Origin of the sequence: Streptomyces sp. NPDC096046 (assembly GCF_040303285.1) — a bacterium.
GTDB lineage: Bacteria > Actinomycetota > Actinomycetes > Streptomycetales > Streptomycetaceae > Streptomyces.
Window position 1 is genome coordinate 20277 of record NZ_JBEOSZ010000042.1, and the last position, 22769, is coordinate 43045.

Consider the following 22769-nt stretch of genomic DNA (forward strand, 5'->3'; position numbering starts at 1 on the left):
CGGCGTAAAACAGCGCAAGCCGGGCAGCCACTGGGGAGCACGGGTCTTCGGATGCGAGCGAGCGGTCTGCTGGCGGTGGGGAGTGACACGGTGATGGGCACGGCGGAACGGCACAGTGCGCCGAGGGCGGAGGGGGCGCAGATGACGAGGCCCCGGAAGACGCAGGCGACCGATCGCGACAGTCCCGGGAATCCGGTGATGCCTGCGGAGCGGGGGCCGGAGGTTCCGGCTCACGAGATGGGCCGCGGCGCCCGGGAACAGCAGTACTACCGGCCGCTGTGGGTCGAGGAGCCCGCGCGGCGGCGCCGCTTGCCGGATCCCGTGCGGACGGCCGCCGTGCGGGCGGTCCTCCTCATAGCCGTGACGCTGATTCAGGCGATGGTGGCCTTCCTGTGCACGATGGCCGGGTCCTGGCTGGCGTTCCCTATGGTGATCAGCAGCGTGGTCAGCACGATCGCGGCCACCTGGGGGGCGCTCGACGTGTGGGTGACCCGCCAGGTCTGGAACCAGCGCAACGGAGTGGTGTCCGTGCCGAGCAGCACGGCCCGGGCCCTGCGGCGCGAGCGGCGCCGGACCCGGCGGCAGGAGCGGGCCGCCGCGCGGGCACAGGGGCGGATAGGCCGGCGCGGTGGAGCCGGACAGTTGTCCCACTCCTGAGGCGTGGCGCGAGGGGCCGCGGTGGGCGACCGCAAGCGAGATGGGTCGCTCGGCCGAGGCCCGCCCCGGCGGCATCCCTCACCGTAGGGACGCCAGGCCTAGGAAACCGGGCGTTTGTACATCCTGGTCGCCGTGATCTCACTGTGGACCGCCTCGCCGTCCTGGGGCTGCTGCGGCAGACCGGGGCGCAGGTGTTCCTCGACGCTGATGTATTTGAGGCCCGCCCTCAGGTCGGCGTCGTTGCGCATGCGGATGACCAGGGGGAACTCGGCCAGCGCGGTGGTGTCGAACAGGCCCGTGGTGTACAGCAGCTGCACACCCAGGGCGTCCGACACCGCCCGCTGCAGTTCCAGCAGGTACGTGGCGTTGGCGCGGCCGATGGGATTGTCGAGGAACAGCGTGCCGGCGTGCCGGTGCTTGTCGCGGCCCCGGTCGTTCGAACGCAGCGCGGCCATCGTGCAGTACAGGGCGATGGCGGCGGTGAGGAGCTGGCCGCCGGAGAAGACGTCGCCCATCTGCCCGACGGGCACGCGCTCGGCGCGCAGCACCGCGTCCGGTTTGAGGATCTCCACGGCGACGCCCTTGGGCCGGAGGGCCGCCGCGACGCCCCGCAGCAGCAGGGACATGCCGTCGCGCCGCAGGTCGGAGTTCTTCTTGACGGCGGCGCGCGTCGCCTCGTCGATGACCTCACCGAGCCGCTCGGTGAGGGTCGCCTGGTCGGGCTCCTCGAAGCGGATACGGAGGAACTCCTGCCCGGACCACTCGCCGAGGCCCTCCGGAAGCCGGGAGAGCCGCTGGGCCGAGCGCAGGGTGGCCAGCGCCGATTCGACCAGGCCGCGCAGGCGGTCCACGATCGAGTCGCGGTTGCGCTCCAGCTGCTCCAGTTCGTCGGTCAGGACGCGCAGCCGGGGTGCGAAGGCGTCCGCCCACTTCTGGGCGTGCTCCGGCAGCGCGGAGGCGGGCAGTTCGCGGATCTGCTGGCGGGCCGGGGTGCGGACCTGCTCGTAGCGCGTGGAGTTGGCGTGCCGGACGAGGATGTCGCCGGCCTCGCGGACGGCGGCCTCGGCCGTGGACAGGTCGGCCGCGCAGCCGCGCAGGGAGCGGCGGGCCTCGGCGGCGGACCGGCGGGCCTCCTCGGGGCTGCCGGGGTACGGCTCCGTCTCCTCCTGCTCCTCCTCGGTGCCGTGCTCGCGCAGCAGATCGCGGAGCAGGGCGGCGATCTCGTCGAAGCCGCTCGCCGCGTCCTCGGCGGCGCGGTGGGCGTCGAGGAGGTCGGCGTGCGCCTCACGGGCCCGGTTCAGCGCCTCGGTGTGGGAGGCCAGTTCGGCGGTGGCGGTGCGCAGCAGCGTCTGCGCGTGCTCCGCGTCGCGCGGCCGGAGCTCCTCGGGGAGGCCGGTGTGCGCCTCGCCGTCCTCGGGTGCGAGTCGTTCGGCCTCGCCGCGCAGCCGCCCGAGCTGCTCGCTCGCGGTCGACATCCGTGTCTCCAGGAGCTGCACCAGTTCCTCGGCGCGGGCGGCGGCGGCCTGGCGGCTGGGCCCGTCCGAACCGTCGGGTGATTCGAGGAGTTGCTCCGCGCGCGTACGGACCTTGTTGCTCAGCCGGTCCAGCTCCGCGCGGGCCGCGCTCTCGTCGCTCTCCGCGCGGGCCTGCTCGGCGCGCAGGTCGGCTCCCACGCCGACCTTCTCGTACAGCTGGGATGCGGCCCGGTAGGCCTCGCGCAGGGCGGGCAGGGAGGTCTGGGGGGCCTGGGCGTCGTCCTCGGGCACGTCGTCGGGAGCGCCCGCGATCTCGGAGCGCTCCGCGCGCAGGGCGCGGGCGGTGCGGCGGGCGTCGTCGGCGGCGCGCTGGGCGGCACGCCGGTCCTCGTCGGCGGCCCGGGCCCGCTCCAGGCAGGCCTGGGCGCTCGCCTCGGACTCGGCGGCCTCGTCGGCCAGCTCGCGCACCTTGACCTGCCAGCCGGCCCGCTCGCGCAGCCGGAAGGCGAGCCCGGCGAGGGCGTCGGCGGAGCGGCGGGCCTTCTGGGCGGCCTCCTGCCGTTCGTCCCGGACGCGTGCGGCCTCGGCGGCGGCCTCGTCGGCCTCGGCCCGCACGGTCCGGGCCTCGGCCAGTTCGGCCTCCGCCTCCTCGGCGAACTCCCGGGTGTCCTGGGCCGCCCGGGCCAGTTCGGCCAGTCGGCCGGCCGGACAGCCGGTGCGCCAGGAGGCGAGCCGGGCGGCCAGCTCGCGGTCCTTGCCGAGCCTGGCGGCAAGCGTGCGGATCTCCTCGTCCCGCTCGGTCGCCCGGGCGCGCAGTGCCTGCCGTTCCTCGTCGGCGGCGTGCTCGTCGTGCATGGCCGGGTTCGGCGGTACGAGGAAGACGTCGCCGCTGTCGGTGTCCGGTGCCGGGGTCGGGGCGAGCAGGGCGGCGGCGGTGCCGACGGCCACGGCGGAACGGGGCAGCAGAGCCGCGTCGCCCAGCGCCTCCCGGGCACGGGCGTGGGAGTCGGGGTCGGTGATGATCACCCCGTCGACGAGTTCGGGACGGGCGGCCAGCACCCGCGCGTGGTCGGCCGGATCGACGGCCTGGGCGAGATAGCGCCAGCCGGGCAGGGCGGGGATGCCGTGCTCACCGAGGAACTCCACCGTGGCCAGCACATCCGGGCCGGGCGGCAGCAGCCCGCCGTCGCCGAGCGCGCCGAGGATGCGGGAGTCGTCGGCGGCGGCCGTGCGCAGCTCGAACAGGTGCCGTTCCGCCGAACCGACGGTGTCGTCGAGGAGTTCGCGCAGGTCGTCGGCGAAGCGGTCGAGGTCTTCCGGGCTGAGCCCCGGGGTGCCGGAGGCCGACTGCGGGTTCGGCTCGGTGTCCGCGCCGTGGCGGGGCTGCGGGATGCCCGGGCGGGTCTCCGGGGTCAGGCCGAGCAGTTCCGCCAGCCGCTTCTCCCCCGCCAGTGCGTCGGCGGTGCGGCGCTCGGCCTCGTACGACCGCTCCGCCGCCGTCGCCGCGTCCGCCGCGCGGGCCGCGGTCAGCTCGGCGCGGCTCTCGGTGGAGGCGGCTTCGCGCGCGTGCTCCGTGGCCCGGCGGGACGCTTCGCGGGCGGAGTCCCAGGCCGCCACAGCGGTCTTCTCGGCGTCGCTGGCGGCGAGGGCCGCGCGGGCCGGGTCGGCGTCGGGCGCGGAGTCGTCGAGCCAGCCGGCCCGGACCGCCTCGGCGGTCTCCTGCTCCACCTCGGCGAGGCGCTGCTTGAGGTGACCGATCTCGCTGCGGGCGCGCTGGGCCCGCGTGGCGGCGGCGGTGGAGTCCCGGTAGGCCGCGTCGCTGACCTCCTGGAGGGCGGCGGAGCGCTCTTCCTCCTCGTTGGCGTGGCTCTCGGCCTTCTCGGCGGCCGCGTGCAGGGCCCGGACGAGATCCACGGCGGCCCTGGAGCGGGCGGCCAGGGCGGGTGCGGCGTCCCGCTCGGCCTCCTGGATCGCGGCGGACACGCGGGCGACGCGGTCGGAGGCGGCGCGGTGGCGCAGTACGACCTCGGCGGCCTGCCAGGCCGCGTACAGGGTGCGGGCGTCGGCGAGCTCGCGCTTCTGCGCGGCGGCGGACTTCTCGGCCGCCGCGAGGGCCAGCGAGGCGTGCCGGTAGGCGAGTTCGGCGGAGATCAGCGCGCTGCGCTCGCGGGCCGCCTCGGCGTGCGTGACGGCGTAGGCGGCGGCGGTGACCCGCTGGGCCAGGTCAGCGGCCCGGACCTGCTCCCGCACCCCGCGCGCGGACAGCCTGCGGGCCAGGGTCCGGGTACGGCGTTCGGCTCCGGCGTGGACGTCACGCGCGTGAGAGCGGGCCTCGGCGGCCTCGACGATCCGGCCGAGGAGGTCCACCGATCCGGCGGTGAAGTCGCGTTCGGCGATCAGCTCGGCACGCCGGCCCAGCTTGTTGCCGAAGCCGCTGACCAGGTCGGCGAGCCCGTCGGTGTCGCGGGTGTCGGTGACGGCACGCAGCAGCAGGTCGGTGAAGTCGGCGTCCTTCTTGACGGCGAAGAGACCGGCGGCCTCGCCTTCGTCGGCGTTCATCTCCCGCTGGTAGCGGAAGAGTTCGGGGTCGAGGCCGAGATCGCCGAGGTGCTCGATCCAGCGGTCGTGGATCTCCTCCCAGTGGAGCTCCAGGTGCGGGTAGGTCCTGCCCGCCTCCGTGAGGGCGTCGCGGAAGCCCTTCATGGTGCGGCGCCGCCCGCGCGCACTGGACTGGCCCTCGACCGGGGCCCGTACGGCGGTGGCCTCCGCCACGGGGAGGTTGTCGAGGCTCAGCCCGGGGCCGGGCCGGAAGGAGTACCAGGCCTCGGCGAACTTCCGCGGGTCGTTGGAGACCTGCCGTCCGCGCCACTCGCTGACCTTGCCGACGACGACGCACTCGCCGGTCAGCACGTGCTGCCACTCCAGCGCCACGTGTCCGCAGTCGTCGGCGAGGAGGAATTTGCGCAGCACGCCGGAGCTGGCGCCGCCGAGCGTGTTCCGGTGTCCGGGCAGCATCACCGAGAAGATCAGCTTGAGCAGCACGGACTTGCCGCCGCCGTTCTCCAGGAAGAGCACACCCGCGGGCGCCGGCCGACGCGGCGGGCCGACCGGCTCCTCCTCGAAGAACTCCGCCTGCGCGGGCGCGGGGTCGGGCACGATCTCCCCCACGCCCCGCAGGTCAAGCACGGTGTCGGCGTAGCGCGCACCGGCGGGCCCGATCGAGTAGAGGCGGACCCGGGACAGCTCGTACATGGCGGACTCTCGTAGATCTTCGTGAGATGGGGGGTCAGGAGGCGTGGAAGGGCAGCCCGGCGTCGGCGACCAGCTCCAGGTCGTCGCCCTCCTCGGGGGGCAGCAGCGTCGGTGTGCCGTCGGTGACCGGGACGACGCCCAGTTCCAGCAGTTCGGCCATGGCGGCGCTGCCGGCCATGTCACGGACCTGGAGCTGGTAGCGGGCGGTGGTGCGGTACGTGCCGCCGTGGTCGTCGCCGGTGCGCTGCAGGAAACCGGAGTCGGTGAGGAAGGTGACGGCCTTGGCGACGATGCCGGTGGTCGAACCGGCCAGCCGGCGCGCGTCCTTGGTGGCGCCGGTGGCGCTGCGCCGCACCCAGATCCGCCAGGCGGCCTCCAGTCCGGGGGCGTCGGTCGCCGGGTCGGTGTTCTCGCCCTGCTCGGCGGCGCGTTCCTCCAGCCGTCGGCAGGCCTGGCGCACGAAGGCGTCGACGCCGTTGACCGTCACCCGGCCGATGTAGCCGTCGTCGGCGAGGTCCTCGGGACGCGGGAACGCCAGGGCGGCGACGGCGAGATGGGCGAGCCCGTGCAGGAACCGGTCACCACCGTCGGCGGACGTACGACGCGCGTAGTCGCCCATGCGGACGGCGAACACCGAGTCCTCGGCGGCGGTGACGGCCATGCCCGCACGCGGGGACACCTCCAGCACGATCAGCCCCAGACCGGTCGCCACGGCGTCCGCGAGCCGGGCGAAGGGCGGGTCCTCGCGGTAGCGCCGCAGCAGGTCCGCGTACTCCTGGTCGCGGGCGGGCTGCAGCTTGGGCTGCAACCCGAAGGACACGAGCCGGGCCGCGTCGGCGGCGTCGGCGGGAGTGACGGCGGCGCCGGCCGCCGGGGCCGGCCCGTCCGGCTCGCTCCACTCGACATGCTCGCTCACGGTCGGGACTCCTTGTGCCACTCGTACTGACTCATGCCGCTTCCGTCCGGTCCGCCGCCATCCCCGCCGCGTCCAGCAGCGCGGTACCGACGATGAGGTCCGCGCCGCCGAACTCCGGATCGTCGAGCCGGGTCCCGTCGTCCACGGCGAACAGCAGCTTCTGTTCGCCCTGGCGATAGGCCGTGCCGACGGGCGGACTGGCGGCGTGCACCGCCAGCAGGGCCACCAGATACGGCAGTTCGGGATCCAGCCGCCGGGCCTGCGTCAGCAGCCCCGACAACCGGCGCGGCGCGTCCGCCGGCAGGTCGAGCAGCTCCTGCGCCGACGCGAGCTGCTCCTCGCTGAAGCGGCTGTCGTCCGGTGTGGCGATCAGGTCGGGCTCCGGCATCTCCGCGCCCAGATGCTCCCGCTCCACCGGCGGCGTCAGCAGTATGTCGACGAGGTCACCGACCCGGACGGACACGGGCGTGCGCAGCCCGGTGCCGCGGCCGAAGAACGCGTCCGTGACGCGGACGGCCTGCTCCAGCGGCAGCGGCAGCACGGGCGCGAGGAGGTGCCCGTAGAGGTCCGTCCCCGAGGTCCTCATCGGGGTGGCGAAGGCCTGCCGGTCCTGCTCGGCTCGGAACAGCGGTCCGGCCTCCAGCAGCCGGGACTGCAACTGCGTGTGCCGGCGGATGCAGTCCTTGACGATGTCGACGAGTTCGGCGGCCCGGCGCTTGTGCTCGGGGTCCTCGGACTCGTCGCGCGCCTTGCGGATGTTCGTGAGGATCGCGTTCTCGTGGCGGTAGCGGTCGGCGACGTGCTCCAGCGCCTCGGCGATCATGTCGGGCACGGTGGAGAGCCAGTCCACCGCGCGCACGTTGCGCCGGGTCGCCTCCAGGGCGCGGCGCAGGGTCTCCGAGTACTGCACGGTGCGGTAGCGGGCCTGTTCGGCCGCGAGCTGGGCGTCGGCGAGCCTGCCGCGGCTGATCAGCACCTCCAGCTTGACCTCGGCGGCGATCTGCGCGCTGGTGACGTCCGTGTCGAGGGCGCCGACGAGGACGTTGACCGCTTCGTCCGTGGTACGGAGGTAGACCGTGCCGCCGGGGCCGGGGACCTCCTCGATCAGCTTGAAGTCGTAGTCGCGGCGCACATAGGTGCCGTCGGCCGCGAACGTGCCGTACACCGCGCGGAAGCCGCGGTCGACACTGCCGACGTTGATCAGGTTCTCCATCACCCAGCGGGCGACCCGCTCGTGCTCGGCGGCGGGCCGTTGCGCGGCCTGGGCGGCGATGCGCGGGATGAGGCGGGCGACGATCTGGTCGTGGTCCGCGCCCGTGTCGAAGTCCATGTTCAGGGTGACCAGGTCGATGGCCGCGAGGGCCACCTCCGCCATGCCGTACACCGAGTACTCCCCGGCGAGGTTCGCCTTGCGCGCGTCGAGGTCGTGCAGCGGCGCGGTGCAGGCGAGCGCACGCAGGCGCCGCGCCAGGCCCTCGTCGGCGGCCGGCCCCGGGGCGGGGCGCGGCCCCGCGCTGAGCTGGGGCGGAACGCTGTCCGTCGATGCAGGCGAAGTCACGGTGCACAGACTAGGTCCTGGGTCTGACATCGGCCCAAACGACGCGGTGCGACCCCGGCGCCGCCGTCCTCAGCCGTCCTCGCCGACCCGCCGCCGGTACACCTCGACGACGCGCTCCAGCGAGTCGTCGAGGTATCCCGCCAGCAGGCTCTCGGCCTTCTGGCGGTCGCCGCTTCGCAGAGCCTCGAGGATCGCGGCATTGCGCGCGATGTACGGTTCGTGGAGTCGCTGCGGCTCGTCCACCACGTGGAAGGCCAGCCGCAGTTCGGCGAAGACGCTCCGCATGAGCTCGTCGGTGCGTTCGCTCGCGGCGAGAGCGACCAGTTCCCGGTGGAAGTGGATGTTCGCCGTACCCACCGCTTTCCAGTCACCTTCCCGGGCCACCGTCCGCCCCTGCGCGACCGCACCGGCCAGTCCGTCGAGCCCGTACGGGGGCTGCCCGAGGCCTCGCACGACCGCGCACTCGACGAGCCGGCGGGTGCGGTAGATGTCCTCGACGTCCTCCACGGTCAGCACCCGGACGAAGACGCCCCGGTTCAGCTCGTGGACGAGCAGGCGTTCATGCGTGAGCAGCCGGAACGCCTCGCGCAGCGTGTTGCGGGAGACGCCGAGCGCGCCGCCGATGCTGTCCTCCGACAGGCGGGTCCCGGGCGGGAAGTAGCCTTCGGCGATCCGGCTCCTGAGGATGTCCGAGACCCGTTCCGCGGTGCTGGTGCGCCCGAGGAGGGCCCGGTCGTCGGCGAGGTCCTTCAGTTGCTCTGCCATGCCGGAATTCAATCGCAGATCACAAGAACGACCCAACATGGGTATTGAGGGATCGTTGAACAATCCTCTACGGTGCTCCGCACGGCAGTCGCTTTCCCCACCGTCGCGCCGACCGCTTCGGCACGACCCGGCTCACCCCAAGCACCCTCCTCCTCCCTCTGCGAGGTGCCCATGAGCACGACTCCTCCACCGCAGGCGAAGATCGACGACACCCGCGCCGCGACCGCGGAACGCGCCCCGGACGACGGGCCGCTGGGCTGGCTGCGGGCCCTGGGCCCGCGCGGGCGCCGCGCGTTCGCCGGCGCCTTCGGCGGCTACGCCCTGGACTCGTACGACTACTTCACGCTGCCGCTGAGCATGGTCGCGCTCTCGGCGTACTTCGGCCTGAACAGCGGCCAGACCGGACTCTTCACGACGGTCACGCTCGTGGTCTCCGCGATCGGCGGCGCCCTCGCGGGCGTGCTCGCGGACCGCGTCGGCCGGGTGAAGGCGCTGATGGTCACCGTGATCACGTACGCGGTGTTCACGGTCGCCTGTGGTTTCGCGCCCAACTACGAGACGCTGCTGGTCTTCCGCGCGCTCCAGGGCCTCGGTTTCGGCGGTGAGTGGGCGGTCGGCGCGATCCTCGTGGCCGAGTACGCGAGCGCCAAGCACCGGGGGCGCACGCTCGGCGCGATCCAGAGCTCGTGGGCCGTGGGCTGGGGCCTGGCCGTGATCGTCTACACCCTGGTCTTCTCGGTGGCCGGCGACGACCTGGCCTGGCGCATCATGTTCTGGACCGGGGCCCTGCCCGCGCTGCTCGTCGTCTGGCTGCGGCGCAATGTGCACGACGCGCCCGAGGCGACCGCGGCACGTGAACAGAGCGCGCAGAAGGGCTCGTTCACGGCGATCTTCAAGCCGGGCCTGCTGCGGGTCACGATCTTCGCGGTGCTGCTGTCCACCGGTGTCCAGGGCGGCTACTACACGCTGGCCACCTGGGTGCCGACGTATCTGAAGACCGAGCGCGACCTCTCGGTCGTCGGCACCGGCGGCTATCTGACGTTCCTCATCTCGGGCGCCTTCATCGGCTACCTGACCGGCGGCTATCTCACCGACAGGCTGGGCCGGCGGCGCAACATCTGGCTGTTCGCCCTGCTGTCGGCGCTCTGCATCCTGGCGTACGCGAACATCCCGAGCGGCGCCAACGCCCTGCTCCTGGTGCTCGGCTTCCCGCTCGGGTTCTGCATGTCGGCGATCTTCAGCGGCTTCGGGTCCTACCTGAGCGAGCTGTACCCGACGGCGGTGCGCGGGACGGGGCAGGGCTTCACGTACAACACCGGCCGCGCGGTGGGCGCCGTGTTCCCGACCACGGTCGGGTTCCTGGCCGACAGCTGGGGCGTCGGCGGCGCGCTGGTCTTCGGCGCGATCGGCTACGGCATCGCGGCCCTGGCGCTGCTCGGGCTGCCGGAGACGCGTGGGAAGGAGCTCGCGTGAACCGCACGAGCACCGAGGACCGGCCCCTGCTCCTCGTCGACGAGCACGCGCGCGCGTGGAGCCCCGCGACGGCCCGGGCCCGCTTCCGTGACGGCCTGACGGGGCCCACGGCGGGGGTCGCGGCGGGCCACACCCAGGTCAACCTGGTCTCGGTCCCCGCCGACTGGGCCTACGACATGCTGCTGTTCTGCCAGCGCAACCCCAAGCCCTGCCCGGTCCTGGACGTCACCGACGCCGGGTCCTGGACGACCGTGCTCGCCGAGGGCGCGGACCTGCGCACGGACCTGCCGCGCTACCGGGTCTGGCGGGACGGCGAGCTCGTGGACGAACCGACCGATGTGCGCGCGTACTGGCGGGACGACCTGGTGTCGTTCCTGATCGGATGCAGCTTCACCTTCGAGTGGGCGCTGGGCGAGGCGGGCGTGCCCATCCGCCACGTCGAGCAGGGCCGCAACGTCCCGATGTACGTGACGGGCCGGCAGTGCCGTCCGGCAGGGCGGCTGCACGGGCCGCTGGTGGTGTCGATGCGGCCGGTGCCGCCCGGACATCTGGCGGCGGCGATCCGGGAGAGCAGTCTGCTGCCGGCGGTGCACGGCAGCCCCGTGCACTGCGGCGACCCCGCCGGGCTCGGCATCGGCGATCTCGGCCGCCCCGACTTCGGCGACCCGGTGGACGCCGAGCCGGACGACATCCCGGTGTTCTGGGCGTGCGGGGTGACCCCGCAGGCGGCGGTCATGGCCTCGCGTCCGCCGTTCGCCCTCACGCACGCCCCGGGGCAGATGTTCCTCACCGACGCCCGCGACGAGCAGTACCGCGTGGCCTGACAGGAGACACTGGACACATGGCCTGCATCGATCTGAACGCCGACCTCGGCGAGGGCTTCGGCCGCTGGCGGCTCACCGACGACGAACAACTGCTGTCCGTCGTCACCAGCGCCAACGTGGCCTGCGGCTTCCACGCCGGGGACGCGGTCACCATGCGCCGGGTGTGCGAGCTGGCCGCCGAGCGCGGGGTCCGGATCGGCGCGCAGGTCTCCTACCGGGACCTGGCCGGATTCGGGCGGCGCGCGATGGACGTGCCATCCGCCGAACTGGCGGCCGAGGTCGCGTACCAGATCGGCGCCCTGGAGGTGTTCGCCCGCGCAGCGGGCGCCCGCGTGGCCTACGTCAAACCGCACGGCGCGCTCTACAACCGGGTCGTGGGCGACGCGGAGCAGGCCGCCGCGGTCGTCGACGGCGTGCTCCTCGCGGACGCCGCCCTGCCCGTCCTCGGCCTGCCCGGCTCGCGCCTGCTGGAGCTGGCCGGGAAGGCCGGACTGCCGGTCGTCACCGAGGCCTTCGGGGACCGGGCGTACACCGATGAGGGCACCCTGGTGCCGCGCGCCCGGGAAGGCGCCGTGATCACCGACCCGGACACCGTGGTGGAACGCTCCCTGGGCCTGGCCCGTTCCGGCGAGGTCGTCTCCCGCTCGGGGACTCGCATCGAGGTACGCGCGCGTTCCCTGTGCCTGCACGGCGACACCCCGGGCGCGGTGGAACTGGCGCGCCGGGTGCGGAAGCGGCTGGAGGCCTCGGGCGTCCGCGTGGAGGCTTTCGCATGAGGGTCCTGCCCGTCGGCGACGACGCCCTGCTCGTCGAGGTGTCCTCGGGCGACGAGGCCGAGGCCCTGCACGCGGAGCTGCTGCGACGCCGCGCGGAGGGCTCGCTCCCGGCCCGCGAGATCGTGCCGGCGGCCCGCACGGTCCTCATCGACGGCCTCGACTCCCCCGCCCGGCTGGCCGCCGAACTGACCGCCGCCGAGCTGCCGCCCCGTCCGTCGCACGCACACGCGGTCGTCGAGATCCCGGTGCGCTACGACGGCCCCGACCTGCCCGACGTCGCCGCGCACTGGGGCGTGCCGGTGCCGGAGGTCGCCCGTATCCACGCGGGCACCGAGTTCCGGGTCGCCTTCTGCGGCTTCGCGCCCGGATTCGGCTACCTCACCGGACTGCCGCCGCGCTACGACGTCCCGCGCCGGGCCACCCCGCGGACGGCCGTCCCGGCGGGGTCGGTCGCCCTGGCCGGCCCGTACACGGGCGTGTACCCGCGCTCGTCGCCCGGCGGCTGGCAGCTGATCGGCAGCACGGACGTCGTGCTGTGGGACCACACGCGCGTGCCGGCGGCGCTGCTGTCGCCGGGTACGCGGGTGCGGTTCGTCCCCGAGGCGGGGTCATGACCGACCGGGCGCTCGCCGTGGTCCGAGCCGGGGCCCTGACCACCGTGCAGGACGCGGGCCGCCCGGGCCACGCCCACCTGGGTGTGCCCCGCTCCGGGGCCCTGGACCGGCCCGCCGCCGACCTCGTCAACCGGCTCGTCGGCAATCCGCCCGGGGCGGCCGTGCTGGAGACGACCCTCGACGGCTGTGCCATCCGTTCCCGTTCGAGCGTCACCGTGGCGGTCGCGGGCGCGCCCTGCCGGGTCACGGTGGACGGGCGGCCCGTCGCCTGGTGCGCGCCGGTGCGGGTACCCGCCGGGGCGCTGCTGGACGTCGGACCCGCCGTCTCGGGCGTACGCGCCTACGTGGGGATCTGCGGTGGCATCGCGGTCGAGCCGGTGCTCGGCAGCCGGTCGACGGATCTGCTGTCGGGGCTCGGCCCGCCCCCGCTCGCGGGCGGCGCGGTGCTGCCCCTGGGCCGGCCGACGGGCGGGCACGCGCGCGTGGACGTCGCCCCGCAGCCGGCGCCACCGGCCGAGCTGGTGCTGCGGGTGACACTCGGCCCGCGCGACGGCTGGTTCACACCGAAGGCCGTACACACCTTCGGCTCCCGCGTCTACCGGGTGTCCTCCGCGAGCAACCGCATCGGGCTGCGCACCGAGGGGCCGGCCCTGGAGCGGGCCCGGCCGGGCGAACTCCCCAGCGAGGGCATGGTGCTGGGTGCCGTGCAGGTCCCGCCGGACGGCCGGCCGGTGGTGTTCCTGGCCGACCACCCGACGACCGGGGGCTACCCGGTGATCGCCGTGGTCCGTGCAGCCGACCTCTCCGCCGCCGCTCAGGCGGTCCCCGGGACGCCGGTCCGCTTCGTGGCCGTGCGCCGCCGCTGAGACCGGTACGCGGGTTCGCGGGACAGGCCCGTCAGGCCGCGTCCGCCTGCTCCGCGAGCGGCAGAGCGGCGAGGGCGGCGGACACCGCGGCCGAGGCCCGCAGGTCGAGTCGGGTGCTCGTGCCCCGGGCTCGGGCTCGTCGCCGGAGGAGGGGCCTTCCAGCTTGAGCGAAGCCGCGAGCTCGGGGGAGGGGGCCGGGGCGACGACGACGGGGGTGTGACCGCGATCAACGAGGTGCCGGGGGGGCTGGAGCGCGCAGTGGGCCACGCCGTTCACATCCGGGGGAAAGGATTCGGCCACGATGACGACACGCATACCGGTGTTGTCGCCGTGCCGGACGTGGCCGCGTCAACGTGGATCTTTCCGCACGTGGAACGTCCATGAGCGTTCTGAGGTGCACCCGCGCAGGTCAGGTCGTGTCCATGCCCTCCTGACCCGCGAGTCGTCCCGTGTTCACCCGGGAGGCGCGAATCCGCCCGGGCATCCCGTCGGGCAGGGGGTCACACAGCGGTCTCCTCGGGACCGATGCGGCTGCGGACGGCCGTCTGGACCTCGGCCTCCTCGGCCGGGTCGGCGGCGAGCCGGCGCAGTCGCTCGACGACGCGGGTGTCTCCGGTCTCGGCGTGCCGGGCGGCGATCTCCCGGGTGGTCTCCTCGCAGTCCCACAGGCATTCGACGGCGAAGCCGGTGGCGAAGGAGGGGTCGGTGGCGGCGAGGGCCCGGGCGGCCCGGCCGCGCAGATGGGAGGAGGCCGTCTCGCGGTACACATGGCGCAGGACGGGTGCGGCACAGGCGATGCCGAGCCGTCCGGTGCCGTCCACGAGGGTCCACAGGGTCGGCGCGTCGGGGCCTTCGCCCCGTACGGCCTCCCGTAGCGCCGTGAGGACCAGGTCGCGGTCCTGGACCCCGCCACGGCAGGCGAGGAGGCGTCCGGCCGCGGCGCCCAGCACGTCCGGCCGCCGGGCCCAGCCGCGCGCCCGGTCCACGGCCGCCAGTGAGCGCATGCGTTCGAAGGCGTCGACGGCGGCGTCCACGGCCAGCGTCGAGCCGGTGGCCACGGCTCCCTCGATCAGATCGAGGGCCTCGGGATCGTTGCCGTCGGCGAGGTACCTGAGGGCCGTGCACCGGGCTCCGTCGGTGCCGTCCTGCGCCGCCCGGACGATCTCGGCCCGGTCCTCGGGCCCTGCCACGGCGCTGAGACAGCGGGCGGCCGGCACATGGAGGGCGGCACCCCGCTCGATGCCCTGCTGGGCCCACTCGAAGACGGCCTGCACGCTCCACCCCGGGCGGGGGCCGGACGGCCGCATCTGCCGCTGCCAGCGGTCGAAGCTGCCGGTTTCGTGGGCGGCACGCACGCGCGTGGCGACGGATTCGCGCGGATCCTCCGCCCACAGGCGCCAGGGCCGGGGTTCGAAGGCGTCCCGGACGGTGGCGGCCAGCTCGGCGTCGCCCTCCGGATCGGCCGGGAACCGGGCGAGGACGGGTGCGGCGAGGGCGCGCAGACCCGCGTCGTCGTCCCTGAGGGCCAGCTCGTCGAGGGCCCAGGCCCAGTTGGAGCCGTGGGCGGCGTACCTGCGCAGCAGTTCGAGGGCGTCCCGCCTGCCGTAGGAGGCGAGGTGCCCGAGGACGGCCAGGGCGAGCCCGGTGCGGGACTCGTCGGTGTCGAGGACGTCCTCGGCGCAGAAGAGGTGGGCCTCGACCTCGTCCAGCTCGCCGTTCAGGTCGAGGTAGAGGCGGGCGTAGTAGAGGGAGCGGTTCTCCACCTGCCAGTCGTGGCGGGGATCGCGCAGCACACAGTGGTTCAGCGCCGCCAGCGCCTCGGGGCGCGGGGCGGTGAGCGCGTGCAGCGTGCCGTCGCCGCGGCCCCGCTGGAGCAGGCCGAGCAGCGTACCGCTGGGCGCTATGACCGGATCGAACATGGGAAACAGCCTCACATCAAGCGTCGACGCAACCGGGGACGTGTACTACCTGGCCGCGCGACAACACGTCGGAGTGCCCGCCGTTTCCTGCTTGCTGCAGACCATCTTCCTCTGCCTCTCGTCGGTGGCCCTTGCGGACCGCGTCACGGCCCGCGCGGTGCGGCAACCCCTGCCCAGCCATCACGTCCGTGAACCACGTCGTCATGATGACTCGGCACTCTCGTCCACCGCGACCGAAATTTCGGCGGCCTGGTACCGCCTCCCCCGTTTTCCGTGTCGTGCCTGGTCAGGCCGGTCGGCTCAGTGTTCGCCGAAGAGTTCGAGCACTTCGGTCCGCCCGAACATCCGGGCGGTGTCGACCGCCGAGGGCGTGCCGGCGGACGGGTCGGCCCCGCCTTCCAGAAGAACCTTGATCACGTCCGTCTCGCCCTTGAAGACCGCTCCGGCGAGCGGGGTCTGGCCCCGGTCGTTGCTACGGTCGGCCTCGGCGCCGCGCTCCAGCAGCGCCCGCACCGCGTCGGAGTGGCCGTGATAGGCGGCGAGCATCACGAGCGAGTCACCGCGGTCGTTGGTGAGGTTGGCCGGAACACCCGCGTCGACGTACGCCACGAGGGCCTCGGTCTGTCCCCGCCGGGCCAGATCGAAGATCTTGGTCGCCAGCTCCACGACCTCGGGGTCGGGGACTTCGGTCATCGGCCGGACCGCCTCTCCACTACGCGTCTGCTCCGGGTGTACGCCTGCGAGGGCGCAGCCGTACGGGTGAATCGCCAGGGTACTGGCTCGCGCGGCACATGACCCGATGTGCCCGAGGTAAAGATCAGCACAGACCCGGACAAGCGCAACCGTCCGGTCCCACCGGGCGCGGGGCCACTCCACCACATGGGAGAAATCGTCCAAATTTCACCCAGTTGCACCTTTTATCGTATGGATACATCCTGTGAGCCTGGAAGTACTCATGGTGACTGTCCCCGCGAACCAGGAGATCCCCAATGATCCTCTCCATCTCAGGCGTGGTCCTGCTCGGCATCGTCGTCTTCATCTTCTTCCGCAAGGACGGACTGAAGGCCTCGCATGCCGTGGTCGCCATGCTGTTCGGCTTCTATCTGGCGAGCACGGCCCTCGCCCCGAGCATCAAGGCGGGCGGCGAGAGCCTCGCGAGCCTCCTGGGCGGAATCAAGTTCTGACGGCCCCGTTCCCCGTACGCATCCCGCCCGTACGCACCCACTGGAGGCAGTAGTGGCCCGGCGCCCCCTCCCCCGCATTCTGAGCAACGGCAGCGCGCAGCTCGCCCGGAGCCGGGAGCTGGCCCGGACGGCCGCCGACAGTGCCGCCGACGTCCTCCACCCGCTGATCACGATCACGCGGGGGCTGCGCCGGCTGGCAGCGGCCGGGCGGCGCAGATGGGCCGAGACCCCCAAGGAGCGACGGGGGGCGCTGCTGTTCCTGGTGACCTCCGTGGTCCTGGTCGTGGCGCTGGTGCCGTACGGGCCGCTGCTCGCCGTCATCACCCTGATGGGGGCCGCGGCCTGGCAGGGCCGGGACCGGACCGCGGCGGCGTCCGACGGGCCCGACGAGTCGCAGAGCCAGCGGCTGAAGTCGCTGTACGAGGCTCTCGTGCCGCATTTCTCCGCCGCCGAGGACCCCGAGCCGCTGTACTCCCACGGCGGCGCGTGGGACAAGGCCTTCCCCACCTACGCGTTCGACGGCGGCGGCCGGATCTCGCAGCTGGTGGTGCGCTACCCCGCGTACTTCACCGACGGCGAGGCCGAGGCCCGCGCCCGCATCGAGCACCTCCTCGCGGCCAAGTCGGGCCGGGGCCGCGAATACCACTTCGCGTGGGACGAGGAGGGCAACCAGTTGACGCTCGGCGTCCTCCTGCCGCTGCCCGTCGACATCACCGCCCAGCGTTTCGTCACCGCCCCCGGCGAGACGGTCCTGGGCTTCACCGACCCCACCCTGGTCCAGCGCACCCTGCCCCTCACCCACGGCGAACGCCGCCGCGACGTGCCGCCGGTCGTCTGGCGCACGGGCCCGCGCTCCACCGAGCCGCACCTGCTGGCTCTCGGCCAGCCGGGCAGCGGCACCTCCACCCTGCTGCGGTCCATCGCCCTGCAGGCCCTGCGGCACGGCGATGTGGTGATCATCGACGGCGGGGGCACCGGCGAGTACGCCTGCCTCTCCGGCCGGGACGGCGTCCTGGCCGTCGAGGCCGGGCTCGCCGGGGTCACGGCCAGCCTGGAGTGGGCGGCGACCGAGACGGAGCGCCGCCTCGTCGCCGCCAACCGCGCCCACCAAGCGGGCCACCCGCCGCCCGACGACACCAAGCGTCCGCTGTGGATCCTCCTCGACCGCCCCACGGCGTTCACCCATCTGGCCGCCGCGGACGGCCGCAGGGATCCGCAGTCGCTCCTCCAGGTCCCCCTCCGGCACGGCCGTCCGGCGAACGTGACGGTGGTCGTGGCCGACCAGCTGGACAGCATGGACGCCCTCAGCGAGCCGGTGCGCCGGCACACCCGCGCCCGCGTGGTCCTGGGCCCGGCGACGGCGGACCAGCTCGAGTCGGTGCTGGGCGCGCCCCCGCACACCACCCCCATCGACCAGCTCCCACCCGGCCGCGGCTACGCCCGCCTGGGCACGGGCCCGGTCCACCGCCTCCAGGTCCCCGCCACCCCGAACCCCTACGACGACGCGACGCCCGACGCCCTGTGCCAGGCGGTCCTGGACCTCCTCCCGCCCCGGACGACCCCGGCGGACGGGGAGACGATCCCGGAGCAGGACCAGTCGGCGGACGAACCGGAGCCGGTACCGACGGCAGGGCAGCCGGAGCCGGTGGCGACGGCCGGCGAACCGGAGCCGGTGGCCGTCGGGCCCGTGGCGACGGAAGCGAACCCCGGCCCGGTGCCGGTCCTCGGTCAGGACCCCCGGCCGCATCCGGCGCCGGTTCTGACGAAACCCTCGGAAGCGGATCGCTCGTAGCCCACCGGGCCGCGGGCGATCCGCCGCCCCGTCCTGGCCAGTGCGCGGCAGGCGACGGTTCGCCCCGTCGCGACGCCCGGCACGCTCCCTCCCTCCTCGGCTCCGCTCGAACGGGAGGGGCCCACCGCCGCACCGGCCGAAAGCCCAAGGACGTCCCCTGCGAGGACGCCCGGCCGGGTCCGCCGAGAGCACGCACCGGACAACGCTCCTGGCGTAGGCACCCGCCTGCGACGTGGCGTTACCCCGTGCCGAAGACAACGGGCAGACGTCGCCGACCGCGGCACTAGGCGACGAACGTGCGCGGCGCCTCCGCGCCCCCGACGACGCCGCTCTCCACCAGTGCCGCGGCCGCGGCCAGCCGCACGGCCGCCTCCTCGGCCACCGCACCCCCGACGGTGAACGGCAACCGCACATACCCCTCGAACGCCCCGTCCACCCCGAAACGCGGCCCGGACGGCACCCGCACCCCGACGCGCTCCCCCGCCTCGGCCAGCCGCGAACCGGACAGTCCTCCCGTGCGCACCCAGAGCGTCAGCCCGCCCTGAGGCACCTCGAACTCCCAGTCGGGCAGCTCCCGCCGCACCGCGGCGACCAGCTCGTCCCGGTTCGCCCTGGCCTGCTCCCGCCGCACTTCCACGGCCTGCACCCAGCCCCCGGTCCCGAACAGCCAGTTCACCGCCAGCTGTTCCAGCACCGGCGTACCGAGGTCGGCATACGCCCGCGCGGCGACCAGACTGCGGATCACGTCCGGCGCGGCCCGCACCCACCCGATCCGCATACCGGCCCAGAAGGCCTTGCTCGCCGACCCCACCGTGATCACCGTGGACCCGGCCGGGTCGAACGCGCACACCGGCCGCGGCATCCGTACCTCCGCGTCGAGCCACAGCTCGCTCATCGTCTCGTCGGCGATCAGCACGGTCCCCGCCGACCGCGCCGCGTCCACCAGCCGCCGCCGCTGGTCCTCGTCCGCGAGCGCCCCGGTCGGGTTGTGGAAGTCGGCGACGACGTAGGCGATGCGGGGCGCTGCGTCGCGCAGAACCTGCCGCCAGCGGTCCATGTCCCAGCCGGTGAGCCCCTCCGCCATGGCGACGGGCACGAGCCGGGCCCCGGCCTCCCGCATCAGCTGGAGGATGTTGGCGTACGAGGGCGACTCGACGGCGATGCGCTCCCCCCGCCCGGCGAACAAGTGGCAGATGGCGTCGATCGCGCCCATCGCCCCGGTCGTCACCATGATCTGCTCGGGCATGGTGGGGATGCCACGCGCGGTGTACCGCTCGGCGATCATCGCCCGCAGCGCCGGCAGCCCCGCGGGATAGTCGCCGTGGGTGTGCGCGTAGGGCGGCAGTTCCTCCAGGGCGCCCTGGACGGCCCGGGTGAGCCAGGGCTCGGGGGCCGGCAGGGCGGCGCAGCCCAGGTCGATCATCGAGCCGAGTGCCTCCGGGGGCAGGGGCTCCAGCCCGCGCGCGGGCAGCGGGTTCCCGGCCGGCACCGCGGTCCAACTGCCCGCGCCGCGCCGGGACTCCAGGAACCCCTCGCTGCGCAGCGCCTCGTAGGCGGCGGCGACCGTCGTACGGCTGACGGACAGGGAGAGTGCGAGTTCGCGCTCGGCGGGCAGCCGGGCGGCCACCGGGACCCGCCCTTCGAGGACCAGCAGGCGGATGCCGTCGGCGAGAGCGCGATAGGCCGGCGGCCGGCGCGTGCCGGGTCCCGCCGGTCGGTCCTGCTGAGAGCTGAGGAGCCGGGCGAGTTGCGCCGCGCCCACGGCCGAGGTCCACTCCGCCATCGAAATCAGTCCACCTTCCCCGCATTGGCCATGGATGATCTCTCCATCCAAGCCACATGGTGTCATGCAGCAGTCCACTACCACCACAGGGGGGCACATCATGTCCACGCGGGGGCGTCTCACCCGGCGGCTCGTCCAGCTCTACGCCGGTCTCGCGCTGTACGGAGCGAGCTCGGCACTGCTCGTGCGCTCGGGTCTCGGTCTGGAGCCGTGGAACGTGCTGCACCAGGGCCTCGCCGAGCGGACCGGCCTGTCGATCGGCGTCGTGCTGACCCTGGTGGGCGCCGCGGTGCTGCTCGTGTGGATCCCGCTGCGCCAGCGACCGGGCCTCGGCACGATCTCCAATGTGCTGGCCATCGGCATGGCGATGGACGCGACGCTGGTCCTGGCGCCCGACGCGCACGGTCTGACGTCGCGCGTCACGCTGCTGGTGGCGGGGATCGTCCTGAACGGGGCGGCGACCGGGCTGTACCTCGCGGCCCGCTTCGGACCGGGCCCGCGCGACGGCCTCATGACCGGACTGCACCGGCTCACGGGCGTCTCTATCCGTCTGGTCCGCACGGGCATCGAGCTCACGGTCGTGGCGACCGGCTTCGTCCTGGGCGGCACCGTCGGGATCGGCACCCTTCTGTACGCCCTGGCGATCGGCCCGCTCGCACAGGTCTTCCTGCGCGTGTTCGCCGTCCCCCCGGCACCCTCTGTCAGCACGGCCGTTGCCCTCGCTCAACCCCGAGGGACGATACTGCGTCCGTGACCCCGCGGATACGCCACCCCTACCTCGACCATCCCGGCCCGATCGCCTTCGCCCACCGGGGCGGGGCCGCGGACGGGCTGGAGAACACCGTGCGGCAGTTCCGGTGTGCCGTGGAGGCCGGCTACCGGTACATCGAGACCGACGTCCACACCACCCGGGACGGCAAGCTCGTCGCCTTCCACGACGCGACGCTGGACCGGGTGACGGACGGGGCGGGCCGGATCGCCGACCTGCCGTGGCAGGAGGTGCGGCAGGCGCGCGTGGCGGGCGAGGAACCGCTCCCCCTCTTCGAGGAACTCCTGGAGACCTTCCCCGGCGTGCGCTGGAACGTGGACGTCAAGGCGGAGGCGGCCCTGCTGCCCTTCCTGGACCTGGTCGGGCGGACGGACTCCTGGGACCGGATCTGCCTCGGCTCGTTCTCCGAGGCCCGTGTGGTGCGTGCCCAGCGGCTGGCCGGCCCGCGTCTGGCCACGTCGTACGGCACGCGGGGCGTGCTCAACCTGCGCCTGCGCTCCTGGGGGCTGCCGGCGTCGGTGCGCCGCTCGGCGGTGGCCGCGCAGGTCCCCGAGATCCAGTCCGGCATCCAGGTCGTGGACGGGCGCTTCGTGCGCGCCGCCCACGGGCGAGGGCTCCAGGTCCACGTGTGGACGGTCAACGACGCCGAGAGCATGCACCGGCTCCTGGACCTGGGCGTGGATGGCATCATGACCGATCACATCGACACATTGCGCAAGGTCATGGAGGACCGCGGCGACTGGGTCTGAGACCCCGGGCCCATCCCCCACGCGCGTTCACGGGGAAGCGAGGGCACGGGTGGGCCAGGACACCGTGCGGACACCACCGGCCGACGGGGACGCGGAGCTGAGGCGCGAGCAGCGCGGCTGGTACGTCTACGACTGGGCCTGCTCCGTCTACTCGACGAGCGTGCTCACCGTGTTCCTCGGCCCCTACCTCACCTCGGTCGCCAAGTCGGCGGCCGACGCCGACGGGTACGTCCACCCCCTCGGCATACCGGTGCGGGCCGGCTCCTTCTTCGCCTACTCGGTGTCCTTGTCGGTGATCGTGGCCGTGCTGGTGATGCCCCTGGTGGGTGCGGCCGCCGACCGCACCGGCCGCAAGAAGCCCCTCCTCGCGGCCGCCGCCTACACCGGCGCCACGGCGACGGCGGCCATGTTCTTCCTGGACGGCGACCGCTACCTGCTCGGCGGCGTCCTCCTGATCGTGGCGAACGCCGCACAGTCGGTGGCGATGATGCTCTACAACTCCTACCTGCCGCAGATCGCCCCGCCCGAGCAGCGGGACGCGGTCTCCTCCCGCGGCTGGGCCTTCGGTTACGCCGCCGGCTCGCTGGTTCTCGTCGCCAACCTGGTCCTCTACACCGGCCACGAAGGTTTCGGGCTCTCCGAGAGCGCGGCGGTCCGCATCTGCCTGGCGTCGGCCGGGCTCTGGTGGGGCGCGTTCGCCCTCGTCCCGCTGCGGCGGCTGCGCGATCGCCGGACCGCCGGCCGGGAGGCGGCCCTCCCCGGCTTCCGGCAGCTCGCGGCGACCATCCGCGACATGCGCCGCCACCCGCTCACCCTGGCCTTCCTGCTCGCGTACCTGGTCTACAACGACGGCATCCAGACGGTGATCTCCCAGGCCTCGGTCTACGGCTCGGAGGAGCTCGGCCTGGGTCAGTCCACCCTCATCGGCGCGGTCCTGCTGGTGCAGGTGCTGGCGGTGGCGGGCACGCTGACCATGGGCCGGCTGGCCCGGGTGTACGGGGCCAAACGCACGATCCTCGGCTCGCTGGTCGCGTGGACGGTGACGCTGGCGGCCGGGTACTTCCTGCCGGCCGGGGCGCCGGTGTGGTTCTTCGTCCTGGCCGCCGGGATCGGACTGGTCCTCGGCGGCAGCCAGGCGCTGTCCCGGTCCCTGTTCTCCCATCTGGTCCCGGCAGGCAAGGAGGCCGAATACTTCTCGGCGTACGAGGTGAGCGACCGCGGCATGAGCTGGCTGGGACCGCTGCTGTTCGGGGTCACCTACCAGCTGACCGGGAGCTACCGGGACGCGATCATCTCGCTGGTGGCGTTCTTCGTGCTCGGGTTCGGCCTGCTCGCACGGGTTCCGGTGCGGCGTGCGATCGCCGAAGCGGGGAACCCGGTTCCGGAAAGGATTTAGC

Annotated in this window: 18 protein-coding genes and 1 pseudogene; 11 read left to right on the plus strand and 8 right to left on the minus strand. The window is 73.8% G+C overall.

The genetic code is table 11. From position 1 onward, the window contains the following. The first annotated feature begins 93 nt into the window (after positions 1-93). Complete coding sequence (locus ABTX62_RS28790) at positions 94-657, plus strand: hypothetical protein (protein ID WP_352118948.1); 564 nt, start codon at positions 94-96, stop codon at positions 655-657. A gap of 98 nt (positions 658-755) precedes the next feature. On the opposite strand, the gene ABTX62_RS28795 is transcribed toward ABTX62_RS28790, so the two are convergent. The 4 genes from ABTX62_RS28795 to ABTX62_RS28810 all read right to left on the minus strand — a co-directional run bounded on the left by ABTX62_RS28795 (position 756) and on the right by ABTX62_RS28810 (position 8623). After that, complete coding sequence (locus ABTX62_RS28795; protein WP_352118912.1) at positions 756-5384, minus strand: hypothetical protein; 4629 nt, start codon at positions 5382-5384, stop codon at positions 756-758. A 34-nt stretch (positions 5385-5418) separates the two neighbouring features. After that, the gene (locus ABTX62_RS28800) at positions 5419-6300 is read right to left on the minus strand and encodes a hypothetical protein (RefSeq protein ID WP_283972494.1); all 882 of its coding nucleotides are present in this window, start codon (positions 6298-6300) and stop codon (positions 5419-5421) included. A 31-nt stretch (positions 6301-6331) separates the two neighbouring features. Further along, positions 6332-7858 (minus strand): hypothetical protein, encoded by a 1527-nt coding sequence (locus ABTX62_RS28805; RefSeq protein ID WP_352118913.1) that lies wholly within the window; start codon positions 7856-7858, stop codon positions 6332-6334. 69 nt (positions 7859-7927) lie between these two features. Beyond that, on the minus strand, positions 7928-8623 hold the full coding sequence (locus ABTX62_RS28810) for a GntR family transcriptional regulator (RefSeq protein ID WP_352118914.1): 696 nt from the start codon (positions 8621-8623) through the stop codon (positions 7928-7930). A 171-nt stretch (positions 8624-8794) separates the two neighbouring features. Between ABTX62_RS28810 and ABTX62_RS28815 the strand changes: the two genes are divergently transcribed. The 5 genes from ABTX62_RS28815 to ABTX62_RS28835 are packed head-to-tail and all read left to right on the plus strand — an operon-like array spanning position 8795 to position 13176. Next, entirely contained in the window at positions 8795-10096 is a 1302-nt protein-coding gene (locus tag ABTX62_RS28815) for an MFS transporter (protein WP_352118915.1), read from the plus strand. After that, positions 10093-10920, plus strand: coding sequence for a putative hydro-lyase (locus ABTX62_RS28820; RefSeq protein WP_283972498.1), 828 nt, complete (start codon positions 10093-10095; stop codon positions 10918-10920). Before ABTX62_RS28815 ends, ABTX62_RS28820 begins: the two co-directional genes overlap by 4 nt. Before the next feature lie 17 nt (positions 10921-10937). Next, a complete protein-coding gene (locus tag ABTX62_RS28825) occupies positions 10938-11696 on the plus strand; it encodes a LamB/YcsF family protein (RefSeq protein WP_352118916.1) in 759 nt (252 codons plus the stop codon). Continuing rightward, on the plus strand, positions 11693-12310 hold the full coding sequence (locus ABTX62_RS28830; protein WP_352118917.1) for a 5-oxoprolinase subunit B family protein: 618 nt from the start codon (positions 11693-11695) through the stop codon (positions 12308-12310). The genes ABTX62_RS28825 and ABTX62_RS28830 overlap by 4 nt, the downstream gene beginning before the upstream one ends. Then, positions 12307-13176 carry a 5-oxoprolinase subunit C family protein gene (locus ABTX62_RS28835; RefSeq protein WP_352118918.1) on the plus strand — a complete coding sequence of 290 codons (870 nt, stop codon included), beginning with the start codon at positions 12307-12309 and terminating at the stop codon, positions 13174-13176. Before ABTX62_RS28830 ends, ABTX62_RS28835 begins: the two co-directional genes overlap by 4 nt. A gap of 188 nt (positions 13177-13364) precedes the next feature. Here ABTX62_RS28835 and ABTX62_RS28840 read toward each other — a convergent pair. The 3 genes and pseudogenes from ABTX62_RS28840 to ABTX62_RS28850 all read right to left on the minus strand — a co-directional run. Then, positions 13365-13491, minus strand: a pseudogene (locus ABTX62_RS28840) (glycosyltransferase family 1 protein); the annotation flags it as partial. 185 nt (positions 13492-13676) lie between these two features. Then, a complete protein-coding gene (locus ABTX62_RS28845; RefSeq protein WP_352118919.1) occupies positions 13677-15095 on the minus strand; it encodes a HEAT repeat domain-containing protein in 1419 nt (472 codons plus the stop codon). Positions 15096-15395: 300 nt separating this feature from the next. Next, positions 15396-15788 carry an ankyrin repeat domain-containing protein gene (locus tag ABTX62_RS28850; protein WP_352118920.1) on the minus strand — a complete coding sequence of 131 codons (393 nt, stop codon included), beginning with the start codon at positions 15786-15788 and terminating at the stop codon, positions 15396-15398. A gap of 296 nt (positions 15789-16084) precedes the next feature. Between ABTX62_RS28850 and ABTX62_RS28855 the strand changes: the two genes are divergently transcribed. After that, positions 16085-16279, plus strand: a complete 195-nt coding sequence (locus ABTX62_RS28855; RefSeq protein ID WP_234845140.1) for a hypothetical protein — start codon at positions 16085-16087, stop codon at positions 16277-16279. Positions 16280-16331: 52 nt separating this feature from the next. Further along, positions 16332-18071, plus strand: coding sequence for a hypothetical protein (locus ABTX62_RS28860; protein ID WP_352118921.1), 1740 nt, complete (start codon positions 16332-16334; stop codon positions 18069-18071). 283 nt (positions 18072-18354) lie between these two features. On the opposite strand, the gene ABTX62_RS28865 is transcribed toward ABTX62_RS28860, so the two are convergent. Beyond that, positions 18355-19854, minus strand: a complete 1500-nt coding sequence (locus ABTX62_RS28865) for an SCO1417 family PLP biosynthesis transcription factor (RefSeq protein WP_283972508.1) — start codon at positions 19852-19854, stop codon at positions 18355-18357. A gap of 64 nt (positions 19855-19918) precedes the next feature. Between ABTX62_RS28865 and yczE the strand changes: the two genes are divergently transcribed. Genes yczE through ABTX62_RS28880 form a run of 3 tightly spaced genes read left to right on the plus strand, consistent with a single transcriptional unit; the run spans position 19919 to position 22768 of the window. After that, positions 19919-20608, plus strand: coding sequence for a membrane protein YczE (gene yczE, locus ABTX62_RS28870; RefSeq protein WP_352118922.1), 690 nt, complete (start codon positions 19919-19921; stop codon positions 20606-20608). After that, positions 20605-21372 carry a glycerophosphodiester phosphodiesterase family protein gene (locus ABTX62_RS28875; protein WP_352118923.1) on the plus strand — a complete coding sequence of 256 codons (768 nt, stop codon included), beginning with the start codon at positions 20605-20607 and terminating at the stop codon, positions 21370-21372. The genes yczE and ABTX62_RS28875 overlap by 4 nt, the downstream gene beginning before the upstream one ends. Positions 21373-21421: 49 nt before the next feature. Continuing rightward, complete coding sequence (locus tag ABTX62_RS28880) at positions 21422-22768, plus strand: MFS transporter (RefSeq protein ID WP_352118924.1); 1347 nt, start codon at positions 21422-21424, stop codon at positions 22766-22768. Position 22769 lies beyond the last annotated feature (1 nt).